This is a genomic window from Streptomyces sp. CAU 1734, assembly GCF_039888735.1.
Lineage (GTDB): Bacteria > Actinomycetota > Actinomycetes > Streptomycetales > Streptomycetaceae > Streptomyces.
On record NZ_JBDQQP010000005.1, the window covers coordinates 80,261 to 92,836 of the forward strand.

Here is a 12,576-nt window from a genome sequence, read left to right on the forward strand (position 1 = left end):
CGCCAGTCGACTAGCGTCACTTGAAAAGATCTTGATCCGCAGCGTCACATCCGGCCCCGATTACCCCATAACTCTGGTGAGGGAGACAGACGGACTGACACAGAGGCGGAGGACGCATGACAGGAGCCATTAGCACGATCAAACGGGGCGGGGCACGATTCTACGTGGACCCCTCCGACGGCCGGATCAAGGTTCCCGGAGTGACCGGCATCGTGGACCAGCTGCCGAAGGGTTTCCTGCGGTACTGGGCGGTCAAGGTCACCGCGGAAGCGGCCGTGAAGACCGAGGATGTGTGGCTTCCATTGGCCCGGCGGGATCCGCCGGCGGCTGTCGACTACCTGAAGGCGGTGCACCGACGTCAGGCGAGCGACGCCGCGAACGTCGGCAGCATGGCCCACGACCTCTTCGAGCGCGCCGCCAGGGGCGAGGCGATCAATCCCCGCTACGTCCACGCTGACGTTCGACACCACCTCCGCTGGTTCATGGAGTTCCTGGACGAGGTGCAGCCCGTGTTCCACCACCTCGAAGAGACGGTGTGGTCGGACCAGAACCAGTACGCCGGCTCGTTCGACGCCATCGCCACTGTCGGGGGCGAACGTGTGGTGCTCGACTGGAAGACATCGAAGGACGTCTACGCGTCGGTCGCTCTCCAGCTCAGCGCCTACCGCTACGCCGACCGCATCATCCTGGCCGCCACCGGCGACAGCATCCCCATGCCGGAGCTGTCCGGCGGAGCCGTTCTCCACGTCCGACCGGAGGGTTGGAAGCTCGTCCCCGTCGCATGCGGTCCCGACGTGTACCGCAAGTTCCTCGCGCTGCGACAGGTCTTCGACTGGGAGTCGGAGATGCAGCGCGGCGTCATCGGCCGTCCCATCGCACGGGGCGGCGCCACGGAGACCGGCACGGAGAGGCGGGCGGCATGAGTGTGCGGGGCGGATCGCTGACGATGGTGGAGGCTGCGTTCCGGTGCGTCAGGGGGGATGTGCACTTCGCTGGCGACAGGCACTTTTATGACGTGCTGGACAGCCTGAAGGAGGCGGCCTACGACGCGGTGTATGCGGAGAACGCAGAGGGAGGATACGCCCGCGATGTCGTGGCCCGCACCGCACGCCTCGTTGACGTCGACCTGGGCGACCACGGCGGAGACCGCTGGTCCCACGGCAACATGCTGCGGGTTGTGGCGGGTGTGGACCGGGCTTTGCAGGAGCGCGAGAAGTGGCAGAAGGCGGCCCACGCGCATGCCGAAGAATTGGCCGGGATGGTGGACGAGATCGCACGGCTGAAGGGGGAGGCCGAGAGCCTGTTCCGTCCTCTGTCTATCCGCGCGGTCGTGGGCAACACAGAGATACCCGGCGTGGACGAGCTGCGAGCCACCATCGTCAGCCAGGCGCTGGAGATCGCACGGCTGAGGGGGGAGGCACCGTGACGACCACCTCCGACGACGCCCGCGTCCGCCACGCAAGTTTGATGGCCGCGGGATGGCTTGTCATCGTCACCGCACTGGCGCCCATGGAAGCCTGACTCCTCATGCTCGTCATGGGCGGGCTTCACGGCCCGGCCCCTGCGGTTCCCGCTGTCGGCTACGGAACGGCGTGGCCTCCATGTCGAAGCGATTCCGCAAGTAGCACCAACCACTCACGCCGCGGGACGCCCTGAGCGACGTCCCGCACATATTCATGCGCGGAGGAGAGAGCATGTCATTGCACGAGAAGGCTGCGATGTTCGAAGAGGCGGAGCTTCTGCGTGGCTTCGAGTTCACGCCCTGGCCGAAGACGCCACGACTGTTCCGGGACGTCGTCGTCACGGAGAAGCTGGACGGCACCAACGCTGCGATTCACATCAAGGAGAACAAAGACCTTCCGGGGACTTTCTCCATTGCTGCGCAGTCCCGGCGTCGGCTCATCACTCCGGGACGCTCCTATGACAACTTTGGCTTCGCTGGCTGGGTTCACGAGAACGCTGCCGAGCTGATTCATATCCTCGGGCCCGGCGTGCACTTCGGCGAATGGTGGGGGAAGGGGATCCAGCGCGGATACGGGATGGAGAGGCGGGTTTTCAGCGTCTTCAACGTGGAGCGCTGGTATGAGACCGGTGCTGACGGTCTCGACTCCATGTCGACGCGGGCTGAGCTGTCTGCCATCGCAGAGCAGATCGCGGCCGTACCTATCCTCTACCGGGGCCCGCTCAGCGAGCCGGAGATCATGCGGACGCTTCGGCTGCTGAAGACGCACGGCAGCTCAGCCGCCCCCAACTTCATGAACCCGGAGGGCGTCTGCGTCTACCACAGCGCCTCCCGACAGGTCTTCAAGGTCACCCTTGACGCGAACGACGCCGCAAAGTGGGAGTCCGCAGCATGAGCGAAGAGCGCCACAAGTACTACTGCTACCGGCATCGGCAGATCTGTATGCCGTGCCCCGATGAGGTCACGCTAGTCGACTAGCGTGACACCAACCCCTAGCGCACACACCAGCCCCCGGTGACTTCGGTCCCGGGGGCTGAGTGCGTAGGAGGCAGCGCTCCGAAGGGCTGACGACACGTCGCCGCAACGGAGCCACGCGAGAACTGATCAGAGACAGGGGAGAGCCGATGGAATTCTCACTGCGCACCGGCGACGGTCACGCACTCATCTTCCGCGACGCCGGAATCCGGCTCAGTAAGGGCCGGCTGAGCCCCACCTACGACGTGGAGGTGAAGAACCCCGCGGGCGACACCATCGCCACTGTGGTGCTCGATGAGGACGAGTGGGAAGCGCTCGTTCGTGGGGCGCAGGCGCTGCGATGAGCACCGTGTACTACAGCCCTGAGGACTTCGGCCTGACGATGGTCGGCGACGTCGAAGCGGCCGGCGGATACGAGTTCGACATGCTTGCGGTCTGGCGTCGCGACGAGGACGGGGCGCTGTTCTGGAGCACGGACTCTGGATGTTCGTGCTTCTCACCGTTCGATGGGATGGAGAGCCCTGATGAGCACCTGGAGCGCATCCGCGACGTCGCGGCGTTCGCCCAGGCCGCGCGGGCGTGGTCGAGGAAGAGCTACCGAATGCACACGCGTGACCAGGTGGAAAGCCTGATTCGCAGGGCGCGGCGGAGGTGGGTTGCGTGAACGACATGCGCAGGGTGCTCCGCTGCTGGGCCTACTCCGCCGGGTACATCGAATCGGAGCTGGACGACGTGGTGAACAAGGTGTACGGCCTCATTGCTCACGAGCTTGCCGAGCGGATCCGGGCTCACGACTACGACCCGGGCAAGGTGGGCCCCGTCCACCTCGCGTTCGAGGCGGCGGCCGACCTCATCGACCCGGAGGTGTCGTCGTGACGCGGCACTTCGTCCACTGCCCGGAAGGCATTCCCGGCCCGCCGGGCGTTGGCGTCGGGTGCGGGCACTTCGAGTGGTTGAACCTGGCAGACAGCCGCCCCGCCTACGAAGCGATGCGGGAGCACCTGTCGGGGCTCCATGGCAGAAGGTCATACACACCGGAACAGGTCACGGACATGCTTCGCGACCTCCGCGTGTACGAGCCGATCAAGCTGGGGCCGAAGGAGAAGAACTGCGGCGCCCTTGGCGACCACGATCCGCACCCGTGGCGGCGCGGCAACTGCTACGGCAACGGACCGTTCCGACGTGTCCCGAAGCGCGAGACCTGGCCCGCGAAGAGGGAGAGCTGATGTCCCGCGGAGGTACCTGTCCGCGCTGTAAGGGTTACACCGGACTGACCATGCGCGGTGGCAATGATCCGTACCTGTTTCAGCACCGGACACCTGCGCCGTTCAGCAGCCGATGCAGCGCGGGTGGCATTCGGAGAAGCGAAGCTGCCGCGGGGTGGACGGCACTTGGTCTCCGCACCTATCGATGGCTCCTCGCCACCCAACCGGACGACGCGGAAGCGTACCGCGTGAAGGCGGTCAAAGAGTGATCCCCTACCACGTCGGCCGCTCATGGTCTGGTCACGAGATCGAAGATGCCTGCCCCTGTCCGCAGGCTCCGTGCGGCCTCGTGGCTGTGGAGGACGTTGTGGACGAGTGCGAGCACCATCCGCCGCTCCGCGCGAGGACGATGCGCCAGGGGCACCACGCTGAGGACTGTCCGAACACGGAGGAGAACTGATGGTCACCACATTCGCTGAGCTGGCTGCGGACCCCAAGGGTCCTTCCGTTTCCAAGGTGCTGGAGGACGCCGCAGCCTACACAGGCGAAGGCCCCTTCGGTGCTCTGTTGCACGGGGCGTACGGCTCCTCCAACTACTACGTCTACGCAATCACGGCGTCGCTGGAGCAGTCGATCGCGTACGGGTACGCCATTCTCTCCGTCGGCCGGATGCTGGATCCCGCGATCAGTCCGGAGTACCCGCGCGTGGAGTGGGAGGCGGAGCGGTTGCTGGGGATGGTGGGCCGAGCACACCAGGCGCTCATGGCGTGGGCCGATGAGCACTCACCGGACGAGCTGAGCACCCTGTTCCGAGCCGTCAGCGCTGAGGTCAAACTGGAGGAGAACTGATGCACGACGAAACCCACACCCCCACATCTGCCGACCTCATCCGCGAACTGATGGCCGCACGTGCTGGCTGGGAACCGCTCTTCGACGCCGCCGACGGTATGCGGCTCGACCTGGAGGCCCGCGGCTGGTCTCCGGTCACCGCCCGCTGGGTTGCCGGACAGTGGATGTGCCACATTGTTCGGAACTCCGTGCGAGGTGGCCGATGAGCGTGGCCGACCCCTACGGGTTCTACACGGGTGCTGTCGCCTTCGCTGTGAGAGCAGGGCACACAGACGAGATGGCACACCGCTTCCTGGAGCGCGTGTGCGCTGAAGGGATGCTAGGTCGGGTCCTTCTGTACGGTCCGCTGCTGGCGAAGATGATGCGCGAGGAGACCTCATGAGCATGGCCGAACTCGTCGCAGCCGGCGCCCCGGAGCTGCCGGAGGGGTGGTTCTACCGGGTGTGCAGGACGTCGATTCCGGGATACCGGGTGGAGATCCGCAGGCAGAAGTGGTTCCGCTCAGTCTGTGTATCCGATGCGTACGTCCTGGAGGAGCGTTACGACGACATGACCGACGCCGTGGTTGTGGCGTGTGTCCGGGCACACGAGCGCATCGCGGAGGAGGCAGCGAGCGTCGCCAAGTTCGAGGCCCTGGCGCAGCTCGCTGGCGACCACGATCCGAAGGGAGGGCGGGGATGACGTCCGGCGTCATGCAATGCAAGGACATCCCCGACGAGGTGTTCCTCTGTGCCGTACGTCGGACTGCAAGCATTGGTCCTTCGTCCTGGCGTATGAGGTGGGACGTCCACACCGTGCTGGAATCGCTGATGGAGCGGGACATCCCGGAAAAGCTGTTCATGGCGAAGGCGCGGAAGCTGTGTGCGTCCTGGAGGCTGGGAGGCTGTCCGTGCGGATGCCGTGGTGACTTCCACCTGCCCGACGAGTGCGGTTACGGCTCCGGCTGCTGCATCCCACCACAGCCCGAAGGAGAGCAGTGACCACCGCGAATTCCCGGCGAATCACCCTGGCCGACGCCCTCCGCAAGGCGTTCCTCGCCACGGACGCTGAGGCAACTGACCTTGCCGACGAGTTGGGGCAGACGCTTCATGCCCGTGACCGCTACCGCCTTGCGTGGCTCTCAGCGCGCCGTAGGGCCGCTGACGAGGCGAACTACGGCATGGAGGCCCTGGACCACTACCGGGCGGAGATTGACCGCCTACGGGCCGACGTAGGGCGTTTGCGCGAGTTCGCCGAAGAGGTGGATGCGCTGCGTCGGCGGTGCAAGGACGGCAGCGAGGAGTCCGCCCGTCTCGACGCCGCTCTCCGCCCCGTGAATGAGGCTCTGGATGAGCTGGAGCGTGCGGAGCAGCGCCACCGTCCCTACCGACGCCGGCGCCTGGATCCGGAGATGCTGGAGGGCTGCTGTCCGGCGTGCGACATCATCCCCGACAGTACCCCTCAGCCGGCCCCGTGCCTGTGTGGCGACGACGAGGCCATCATGCGGTATTGGCGCGCGGAGAAGCGTAGGGAGGATGAGTCGTAGCCTGACGCCAGTCGACTAGCGTCACTTGAAAAGATCTTGATCCGCAGCGTCACATCCGGCCCCGATTACCCCATAACTCTAGTGAGGGGGAACGCACCTCCGCATACACCAAACCACGCTAAGGACTTACATGGCTGTCAATCTTCGCATCTGGGAGACCGACCCCGACAGCAAGCCCAAGCCACGCGCACGCTTCGCTGACGACTTCGTTGGCCGATTCCGCTCTGGCCGTCTCGTCGGCAAGGCTCCGGAATCGCTCGACTTCTGGCGGGTGACCACCGGAGATCCGGAGGTCGCGGCGCGTATTGCCGACCTGATGGGCGGCACGCCGACGGAGTGGGAGACGGAGAAGGAAGACAATCTCGAAATCCTCTCCGATGCCCGATCCGTTGACATCATCATCGCCTCGTCCGCCGCGCTAGACGCCAGCATGAAGAAGTTCGGGTTCGCCGGTCTGGAGCATCACTGTGACGGCGTCGTCTATCTGACGGATGACGATGCGGCACTCGTCGGCACGCCGTGCGGATGCCCGCCGGATCTCCAGGCCCGAAAGGACAGGGCAAAGTCGGGCAAGGGCCCGAAGCCGAGCGTCGACCTGACGTTCAAGCTCGCTGCCGCGCCGGATCTCGGATTCTTCCGGTTCAACTCCGGCGCATGGAAGCTGGTTGACGTCGTCCACGAGCTCTACGCGGAAATCGACGCGTTCGACGGCCCTGTCCGGGCGACGCTCGAAATCGAGCGAGTGGAGTACACGACCAAGGCCGGCCGCGATGTCCGCTACAACAAGCCGGTGATTACGGTTCGCGGTGCGTACGTAGAGGCCGACGATTCTCCTGAGCTCTCGCTGGCCGCCTGACGTCGACACCGCACAGTAGCGCCCCCTTCTGACCGGAATTCAGAAGGGGGCGCTTTTCACGACCCTACACGCACGCTGGAGGAGAGATGGGGCTCTACAAGGTGAGCCGGACGGACCGACACGACTACGACGAGTACGACGCGATTGTGGTGCGCGCCGCGAGTGGCGACGAGGCGCTTTCGATCGCCACGAGCCGTGACCGAGAAGAGTGGGATTTCTCGCGGCAGTTCGAGGAGCCGACGTTCCGCGGATTCCGGCTGGACGGGTCGAACCTCACAGTGGAGCCGGTCGATGCTGACGGAGCCCCGGGCCTTATCCTCGGCTCCTTCAACGCCGGGTGAAGCGATGCCCATCCTCGAACTCTGCGCCGGATACGGCGGATTGGGAATTGCGGTCGAAGCCCTGACGGGCGACAAAGTCACGGTGGTGGCCGAGGTTCACGGTGCCGCCTGTGCAGTCATGTCCCATCGATTCCCCGACGCTCCGAACATCGGCGACGTGCGGTACCAGAACTGGGGCGCACTGCTGAACGAGGAAATCGACATCATCACCGCCGGTTTTCCTTGTCAAGACATTTCCAACGCCGGTCCGAGGGAGGGCATCAAAGGTGCGCGGTCCGGAATCTGGTTCAACATCGCAGACGCCATTCGGGTCCTTCGACCCCGATACGCGTTCCTGGAGAACGTCAGCGCACTCCGAAATCGGGGGCTCCGCGAAGTCGTCACCTCGCTTCACGAGATCGGGTATGACGCGAAGTGGGCGACTATTCGAGCTAGCGATATCGGTGCCCCACACCACCGCGACCGCTGGTTCTGCGTGGCCACACCTTCCGACACCCACAGTCTCTGACGGCTATCGCGGTCCGGACTTCGCGAAGCGGGGTCGCGCGGACTCCGGCGGTGACGACCTCGTGACCGCACTTGCCCGGCTGTTTCCGCGGGACCGGGCGGAAAAGCTGTTCAAGACCCCGACGGCGAACCTCGCCAACAACGGCAGCGCACAGCACCCGGACAAGAGGAAGGCCGGCGGACACGGGCCGACGCTGGAGGACGAGGTGGTGTTCCTTCTCAACGTCGACCCCGACGCGGAGCACCCTGACGACGGTCCGCACAGCCCATCTGAGTGGTGGGGAGAGTTCGCCAGGGCCGTCTACCGGTGGGAGACGATCCGCGGCACAGCAGCGCCCGTCCCCCTCGTCCGCGGCCCCCGTGGCGGACTGAAGCTGGCCCCGAAATTCGCTGAGTGGCTGATGGGGCTGGAGCCGGGATGGGTGACGGAAGTCCCTGGCTTGACACACAAAGAGCAGATCGGCCGTATCGGGAACGGGGTGGTGCCTCACCAGGCGTACGCCGCGTTTCGGCTGCTCATGGCTCACACGACAGACACAGAGGAGAGAAACAATGGGACGATCCCGCATCACTGACTTCACTGGCGCGGAGATTCGCGAGAGCTCCGTCATTGCCTACCCGACCCGCCAGGGCAACAGCGTCCGGAACACTGAGGCGGTCGTCCTGGAGGTGCGGCGCGAGGAGTACAGGGGCCGCATCATCCCCATGCTGAAGGTGCGTCCGACGGGCCGCGAGAGCGGGCACGACCGGCGGCAGACGATGGACATCCGGACCGTCAGCACTGAGCACGTGGTGGTTATCGGCGAAGCCAAGGGGGAGAGCGCATGACGGGGTTCAAGGTGGGCGACAGAGTCCAGGCGCTGACCCGCAGGGGCGTCGTGACGTACGGTCCGGTGAGCAGCACGTTCAGCCTCTACACGGCCTACGCGGTACAGGTCGACGGTGACGAAGAGCGCCTGTACAGGGAGACGGACCTTTCGGCCGCGCTGTTCGCCGTAGGCGACAGGCTGAAAGACTCCACGGGCAAGACGTACGAGGTCATCGGAGGTCCCTACACCGCACGCGTCGGCATACCATGGTACGCCGTCAAGGACGACGCAGGGTACGAGATGTCGACAGCCGCTCTCGGACCGCTGGAGTTCGTCACGGAGGAGACGGCGCCGACCATTGCGGTTGGTGATCGAGTGCGCATCGTGCGTGCGAAGAACGCTGAGAGCCGCCACGGTTACGAGGGTGTCGTGACCTCTGTGAAGGGGCAGTTCCGCGCGGAGCGTGGAGACCGTCACCCCTTCGATGTGAGGCTCGATGATGGAGACGTCGTCCACTGCGCTGAGGTGGAGAAGGTGGAGTCGCGCTCCTTCACCCACGGCGGAGTCACCTACCTCCCCGATACCGACTACCGCGACCGGGACGGAGATATCTGGCGCTTCGCCCTCGTGGACGGGGAGATGTGGGGGAGTCACAGCGATAGCCGGTACAGCGACGCGAACCCCATCGACGGCTGGAGGCTGGCCTACGCAGTAGACAACTACGGTCCCTTGACGCAGGTCTGACGCAACCCTCGCCCCCGGTGACTTCGGTCCCGGGGGCTGAGTGCGTAGGAGAACAGACACAGAGGAGACACCGTGGAATCGGAGACCGTACGCCGCGTCGTGCGCGAGGAGATCCGCAAGGCGCTGAACGTCCTCGTCAGCGAGGCACACAGCTTTCCCAACTATGAGACAGACACGCTGGAGGACACGGCCGCCCGCGTGCTGGAGCGCTTGACGGAGAGCGCACTCGACACCCTGAAGCATCCGGAGGACTGTCCCGTTCGTCGTGACAGGTCCTGGTACGGCTCCTGCACCTGCGGCGTGTACGTCTGACGAGCCACACACATACGAGGAGAGAACACATGGCATCCGCCGAGCGGACCACACGAACCGTCGAACAGCCCGTAACTGTCCTGACGCTCACGTTGGACGAGGCCCAAGCACTTCAGAATGCAATCGGTGAGGCAAGGACGCGGCCGGAGCTGCTGTCAATCCTGGAGGCGCTGGAGATGCCGCATACTCCGGCACCTGTGACCCCCGCGGAGGACCCCGGGGAGACCATCGACGGCATCACCTACAAGCCTGGTGTGCGATACCGGGATGAGGATGGGGACCTCTGGATCTTCAAGCGGGGGCGGTACGGGTATCTCGTGGCCACATCGTCGTCATGGAGTGCAGGTATGACACTCCAGGAAGTACTCAGCCTGGCGGGGTCCACCCTCCGCGAAGACCAGTGACCGCCACCCACATTATCGGCCCTGCGGAAGCCCCCGCACTGGGCGACCTCCGCACCGCCGGCCCGGATGACTGTGTGTACATCAAGCCGGAAGCTGCTGACCGGCCCGACTTCCCGAAGCTTTGGGAGGCGGCCGGCGTGGCTCTGAAGCGTGGCGCGTTCGTGTTCGTGATGAGTAGGGAGTCAGCGCTGTGAAGTACTACCGGGACGTCGACAACGATTTGTGGATCACCGGGAAGCCGGGACTTCTGCACTGCGCGGAGTACGAAGGACAGCCGAACTCCTACGACGGGGCGGGGCGTGCACAGGCCGCGGAGATGGTGAACCTTCTTTTCGGCCCCCTTCGTGAAGTCCGCCCGACCGGATGGGAGAACGTCTGATGGCGCGGAGATACGTAGGCGATGACGAAGAGCTGTTCCGGGTCATCGTCGTCAGGCGGCAGATGCGGGAGAACCCGGACTGGGACAGGGGCCGGGGTGGTGAGCGCACGCTGTACGACGGCCCGGAGTACACGAGCGTCTACGGGCCGTACAACTCGCTTTCCGCAGCGAGAGGGCAACTGACGGGCCACACCCGGGGCTACGGAGGCGTACTACTCCAGGGCGTAGTCAGCGGCAGGATCCAGACCGGATCGATCGAATGGAGTGACGTCGCATGAGCCGCGGAATGGGCTACGACGAGGTGGAGCTCTTCCGGGTGGTGGAGACGATTCCGGAGATACGCGACGGTGAGCCAACAGGCAACGTCCGACGAATCGTCTCCGGCCCCTACACCGTCCTGAGCGCCGCGCGTGCGGCCAGGACGCGGGAGCAGCGCACGACGTGGCACGTGAACACCACGTTCACCATCGAGCGCACGTTGGCTGTGTGGACGGAGGTGGAGTGATGGGTGTCTTCGACGGTGAGCTGTACCGCATCCGATCCCGCATGAAGCACTCGTTCGACGGCCACACATGGGTGACCTACGCACAGCGTGTGGAGGAAGACCCCGACGAGGTCCGCCGCGTGGTCTCGGAGTGGCGCACCTTCGGCGTCGATGCCGTGGAGGTGAGTCACCTCACGTACGCCACGCACGGGGACACGCTGGGACTGTCGTTCGGCGACTACGACGGAGATGAGGTGGACGAGTGACCATGTCCGAGCAGTGCGAGATGTTCCGCAGGGCACTTCGATCCTCGCCCTACGCGACGATCGTTCCCGACCGTCGCCCGGCGGTGAAGTACCACCCGGGGCTGGGACGCGCGAAAAGCGCGGTGGCGTACCGAGACTGGGGCGGCGCCCGCGGGGGCGAGATCTACGAGCGCACGGCCGACGGCTGGGCGCTGCTGTACACGGTGGAGTCGGGTACAGCGTCGGAGGATCTGCCCTGGAGGACTGAGGCATGACGGACTCGTTCGGTGTCCCCATCGGAGCGGGTGACTACGTGCTGTCGGCCGCGACGTCGTCCGGTATTTTCAAGCTCGGCTTCGTCTACTTCGCACCGTCGGGGCGATCGATGATGGAGGTCACGCTTTCCAACTGGCGCCGTGCTCAGCGACGCAGTGAGGTGGGATCCAACATCCTCATCCTCCGCAAGGCTGACGGCACCGTTCCGGAGCATGTGGCGGGCGGCCCGTCCGTAGCGCGAGAGGACATCGCCAATGTCTAACGTGACGCGACGGTTCCGGGACGACTGCCACGACGTGTGGGAGGAGTTCGAGCCGGGGAAGATGCGACTGGTTGAGTGGCACGATGGTACGCCCAGCGCTTCATATCTGGAGACGCACACTACGGAGTTCGTGCGGCAGCAGTTCGGACCCCTCACCGAGCTTCGACCTGATCACGTTGACCACCGCATCCTCCTCGCTGACGTCTTCGGTCGCATGGCGTGCGAGGTGTCCGAGGAGCTGACAGACGACCCGATCGAGGCGATGGTGAACGGGCGGCTGGTTACTCTCTTCGCCGATGCCGCCCGCCGGCTGAGAGATGAGGTGGCGGAGTGACCAATCCCAGTAAGCGCAAAGGCACCGCCTTTGAGTCCACCGTCGTCCCTTACCTCCGCGAGCATCACAACCCTGCCGCACACCGCAACGTCCAGATGGGCGCCGAGGACATCGGCGATATCTCCGGCTACTACCTCCACGCCCTGGAGGCGAAGGCGGAGAAGAGCATCGACCTCCCCGGCTACATCCGCCAGGCCAACCGGGAGGCGGTCAACGTCGGCCAGCCGTTCGGGTGCGCGGTGGTGAAGAAGAGGAATGCCACCGTGGCCGACGCCTACGTTGTGCGCGACCTCCGGACGGACGTGCGGCTGATGAACAGGCTGCGGGACGCGGAGGAACTTCTCCGGGACGTTGCGCCGACGGTCTACGCGGACTTCGAACAGAGGCACCGGGAGGCAGCATGAGACGCGCGTGCATCGAGTTCACAGCCTGGCTCGAAGTCACGGAGGACGGCGACGAGTGGGAGGGCGGCGACATGTCCAACGAGGATGCCGCGGGCTGGATCGCCCACGCCCTGGCGCGCGGCGACAAGCACGCGTCAAACTACACCGCGTACAACTCCCGCCCGACGTCGGTCACCTATGAAGACGTCGAAGAGGAGGAGTAG

28 protein-coding genes are annotated in these 12,576 nt (G+C 65.3%); all 28 read left to right on the forward strand.

What is annotated here, in order from left to right; translation table 11 throughout:
- Nucleotides 1–116 precede the first annotated feature (116 nt).
- Nucleotides 117–923, forward strand: a complete 807-nt coding sequence (locus AAFN69_RS11015) for a hypothetical protein (protein ID WP_347728197.1) — start codon at nucleotides 117–119, stop codon at nucleotides 921–923.
- Nucleotides 924–1,015: 92 nt separating this feature from the next.
- Complete coding sequence (locus AAFN69_RS11020) at nucleotides 1,016–1,426, forward strand: hypothetical protein (protein WP_347728198.1); 411 nt, start codon at nucleotides 1,016–1,018, stop codon at nucleotides 1,424–1,426.
- Between the two features lie 268 nt (nucleotides 1,427–1,694).
- The gene (locus AAFN69_RS11025; protein ID WP_347728199.1) at nucleotides 1,695–2,357 is read left to right on the forward strand and encodes an RNA ligase family protein; all 663 of its coding nucleotides are present in this window, start codon (nucleotides 1,695–1,697) and stop codon (nucleotides 2,355–2,357) included.
- Nucleotides 2,358–2,586: 229 nt separating this feature from the next.
- Nucleotides 2,587–2,781, forward strand: a complete 195-nt coding sequence (locus AAFN69_RS11030; RefSeq protein WP_347728200.1) for a hypothetical protein — start codon at nucleotides 2,587–2,589, stop codon at nucleotides 2,779–2,781.
- On the forward strand, nucleotides 2,778–3,101 hold the full coding sequence (locus tag AAFN69_RS11035) for a hypothetical protein (RefSeq protein ID WP_347728201.1): 324 nt from the start codon (nucleotides 2,778–2,780) through the stop codon (nucleotides 3,099–3,101). The genes AAFN69_RS11030 and AAFN69_RS11035 overlap by 4 nt, the downstream gene beginning before the upstream one ends.
- Complete coding sequence (locus AAFN69_RS11040) at nucleotides 3,098–3,313, forward strand: hypothetical protein (RefSeq protein ID WP_347728202.1); 216 nt, start codon at nucleotides 3,098–3,100, stop codon at nucleotides 3,311–3,313. The genes AAFN69_RS11035 and AAFN69_RS11040 overlap by 4 nt, the downstream gene beginning before the upstream one ends.
- Entirely contained in the window at nucleotides 3,310–3,663 is a 354-nt protein-coding gene (locus AAFN69_RS11045) for a hypothetical protein (protein ID WP_347728203.1), read from the forward strand. The genes AAFN69_RS11040 and AAFN69_RS11045 overlap by 4 nt, the downstream gene beginning before the upstream one ends.
- A gap of 438 nt (nucleotides 3,664–4,101) precedes the next feature.
- Entirely contained in the window at nucleotides 4,102–4,491 is a 390-nt protein-coding gene (locus tag AAFN69_RS11050; RefSeq protein WP_347728204.1) for a hypothetical protein, read from the forward strand.
- Entirely contained in the window at nucleotides 4,491–4,697 is a 207-nt protein-coding gene (locus AAFN69_RS11055) for a hypothetical protein (protein WP_347728205.1), read from the forward strand. Before AAFN69_RS11050 ends, AAFN69_RS11055 begins: the two co-directional genes overlap by 1 nt.
- Before the next feature lie 178 nt (nucleotides 4,698–4,875).
- Nucleotides 4,876–5,172, forward strand: a complete 297-nt coding sequence (locus AAFN69_RS11060) for a hypothetical protein (RefSeq protein WP_347728206.1) — start codon at nucleotides 4,876–4,878, stop codon at nucleotides 5,170–5,172.
- Between the two features lie 295 nt (nucleotides 5,173–5,467).
- On the forward strand, nucleotides 5,468–6,016 hold the full coding sequence (locus AAFN69_RS11065) for a hypothetical protein (RefSeq protein ID WP_347728207.1): 549 nt from the start codon (nucleotides 5,468–5,470) through the stop codon (nucleotides 6,014–6,016).
- Nucleotides 6,017–6,146: 130 nt separating this feature from the next.
- The gene (locus AAFN69_RS11070; protein WP_347728208.1) at nucleotides 6,147–6,872 is read left to right on the forward strand and encodes a hypothetical protein; all 726 of its coding nucleotides are present in this window, start codon (nucleotides 6,147–6,149) and stop codon (nucleotides 6,870–6,872) included.
- Between the two features lie 86 nt (nucleotides 6,873–6,958).
- Nucleotides 6,959–7,213: a hypothetical protein gene (locus AAFN69_RS11075; protein ID WP_347728209.1), complete on the forward strand. Its 255-nt coding sequence runs from the start codon at nucleotides 6,959–6,961 to the stop codon at nucleotides 7,211–7,213.
- 4 nt (nucleotides 7,214–7,217) lie between these two features.
- Nucleotides 7,218–7,721, forward strand: coding sequence for a DNA cytosine methyltransferase (locus tag AAFN69_RS11080; protein ID WP_347728210.1), 504 nt, complete (start codon nucleotides 7,218–7,220; stop codon nucleotides 7,719–7,721).
- Nucleotides 7,722–7,782: 61 nt separating this feature from the next.
- On the forward strand, nucleotides 7,783–8,295 hold the full coding sequence (locus AAFN69_RS11085) for a DNA (cytosine-5-)-methyltransferase (RefSeq protein WP_347728211.1): 513 nt from the start codon (nucleotides 7,783–7,785) through the stop codon (nucleotides 8,293–8,295).
- Nucleotides 8,273–8,548 (forward strand): hypothetical protein, encoded by a 276-nt coding sequence (locus tag AAFN69_RS11090; protein WP_347728212.1) that lies wholly within the window; start codon nucleotides 8,273–8,275, stop codon nucleotides 8,546–8,548. The genes AAFN69_RS11085 and AAFN69_RS11090 overlap by 23 nt, the downstream gene beginning before the upstream one ends.
- Nucleotides 8,545–9,273: a phiSA1p31-related protein gene (locus AAFN69_RS11095; protein ID WP_347728213.1), complete on the forward strand. Its 729-nt coding sequence runs from the start codon at nucleotides 8,545–8,547 to the stop codon at nucleotides 9,271–9,273. The genes AAFN69_RS11090 and AAFN69_RS11095 overlap by 4 nt, the downstream gene beginning before the upstream one ends.
- 72 nt (nucleotides 9,274–9,345) lie before the next feature.
- Complete coding sequence (locus AAFN69_RS11100; protein WP_347728214.1) at nucleotides 9,346–9,585, forward strand: hypothetical protein; 240 nt, start codon at nucleotides 9,346–9,348, stop codon at nucleotides 9,583–9,585.
- 29 nt (nucleotides 9,586–9,614) lie between these two features.
- Complete coding sequence (locus tag AAFN69_RS11105) at nucleotides 9,615–9,989, forward strand: hypothetical protein (protein ID WP_347728215.1); 375 nt, start codon at nucleotides 9,615–9,617, stop codon at nucleotides 9,987–9,989.
- 190 nt (nucleotides 9,990–10,179) lie between these two features.
- The gene (locus AAFN69_RS11110; protein ID WP_347728216.1) at nucleotides 10,180–10,368 is read left to right on the forward strand and encodes a hypothetical protein; all 189 of its coding nucleotides are present in this window, start codon (nucleotides 10,180–10,182) and stop codon (nucleotides 10,366–10,368) included.
- Nucleotides 10,368–10,646 (forward strand): hypothetical protein, encoded by a 279-nt coding sequence (locus AAFN69_RS11115; protein ID WP_347728217.1) that lies wholly within the window; start codon nucleotides 10,368–10,370, stop codon nucleotides 10,644–10,646. Before AAFN69_RS11110 ends, AAFN69_RS11115 begins: the two co-directional genes overlap by 1 nt.
- Before the next feature lie 8 nt (nucleotides 10,647–10,654).
- Nucleotides 10,655–10,873, forward strand: coding sequence for a hypothetical protein (locus AAFN69_RS11120; protein WP_347728218.1), 219 nt, complete (start codon nucleotides 10,655–10,657; stop codon nucleotides 10,871–10,873).
- On the forward strand, nucleotides 10,855–11,118 hold the full coding sequence (locus tag AAFN69_RS11125) for a hypothetical protein (RefSeq protein WP_347728219.1): 264 nt from the start codon (nucleotides 10,855–10,857) through the stop codon (nucleotides 11,116–11,118). The genes AAFN69_RS11120 and AAFN69_RS11125 overlap by 19 nt, the downstream gene beginning before the upstream one ends.
- Complete coding sequence (locus AAFN69_RS11130; protein WP_347728220.1) at nucleotides 11,115–11,372, forward strand: hypothetical protein; 258 nt, start codon at nucleotides 11,115–11,117, stop codon at nucleotides 11,370–11,372. The genes AAFN69_RS11125 and AAFN69_RS11130 overlap by 4 nt, the downstream gene beginning before the upstream one ends.
- On the forward strand, nucleotides 11,369–11,635 hold the full coding sequence (locus tag AAFN69_RS11135) for a hypothetical protein (RefSeq protein WP_347728221.1): 267 nt from the start codon (nucleotides 11,369–11,371) through the stop codon (nucleotides 11,633–11,635). Before AAFN69_RS11130 ends, AAFN69_RS11135 begins: the two co-directional genes overlap by 4 nt.
- Complete coding sequence (locus AAFN69_RS11140) at nucleotides 11,628–11,969, forward strand: hypothetical protein (RefSeq protein WP_347728222.1); 342 nt, start codon at nucleotides 11,628–11,630, stop codon at nucleotides 11,967–11,969. Before AAFN69_RS11135 ends, AAFN69_RS11140 begins: the two co-directional genes overlap by 8 nt.
- A complete protein-coding gene (locus tag AAFN69_RS11145; protein WP_347728223.1) occupies nucleotides 11,966–12,373 on the forward strand; it encodes a hypothetical protein in 408 nt (135 codons plus the stop codon). The genes AAFN69_RS11140 and AAFN69_RS11145 overlap by 4 nt, the downstream gene beginning before the upstream one ends.
- A complete protein-coding gene (locus AAFN69_RS11150; protein WP_347728224.1) occupies nucleotides 12,370–12,576 on the forward strand; it encodes a hypothetical protein in 207 nt (68 codons plus the stop codon). Before AAFN69_RS11145 ends, AAFN69_RS11150 begins: the two co-directional genes overlap by 4 nt.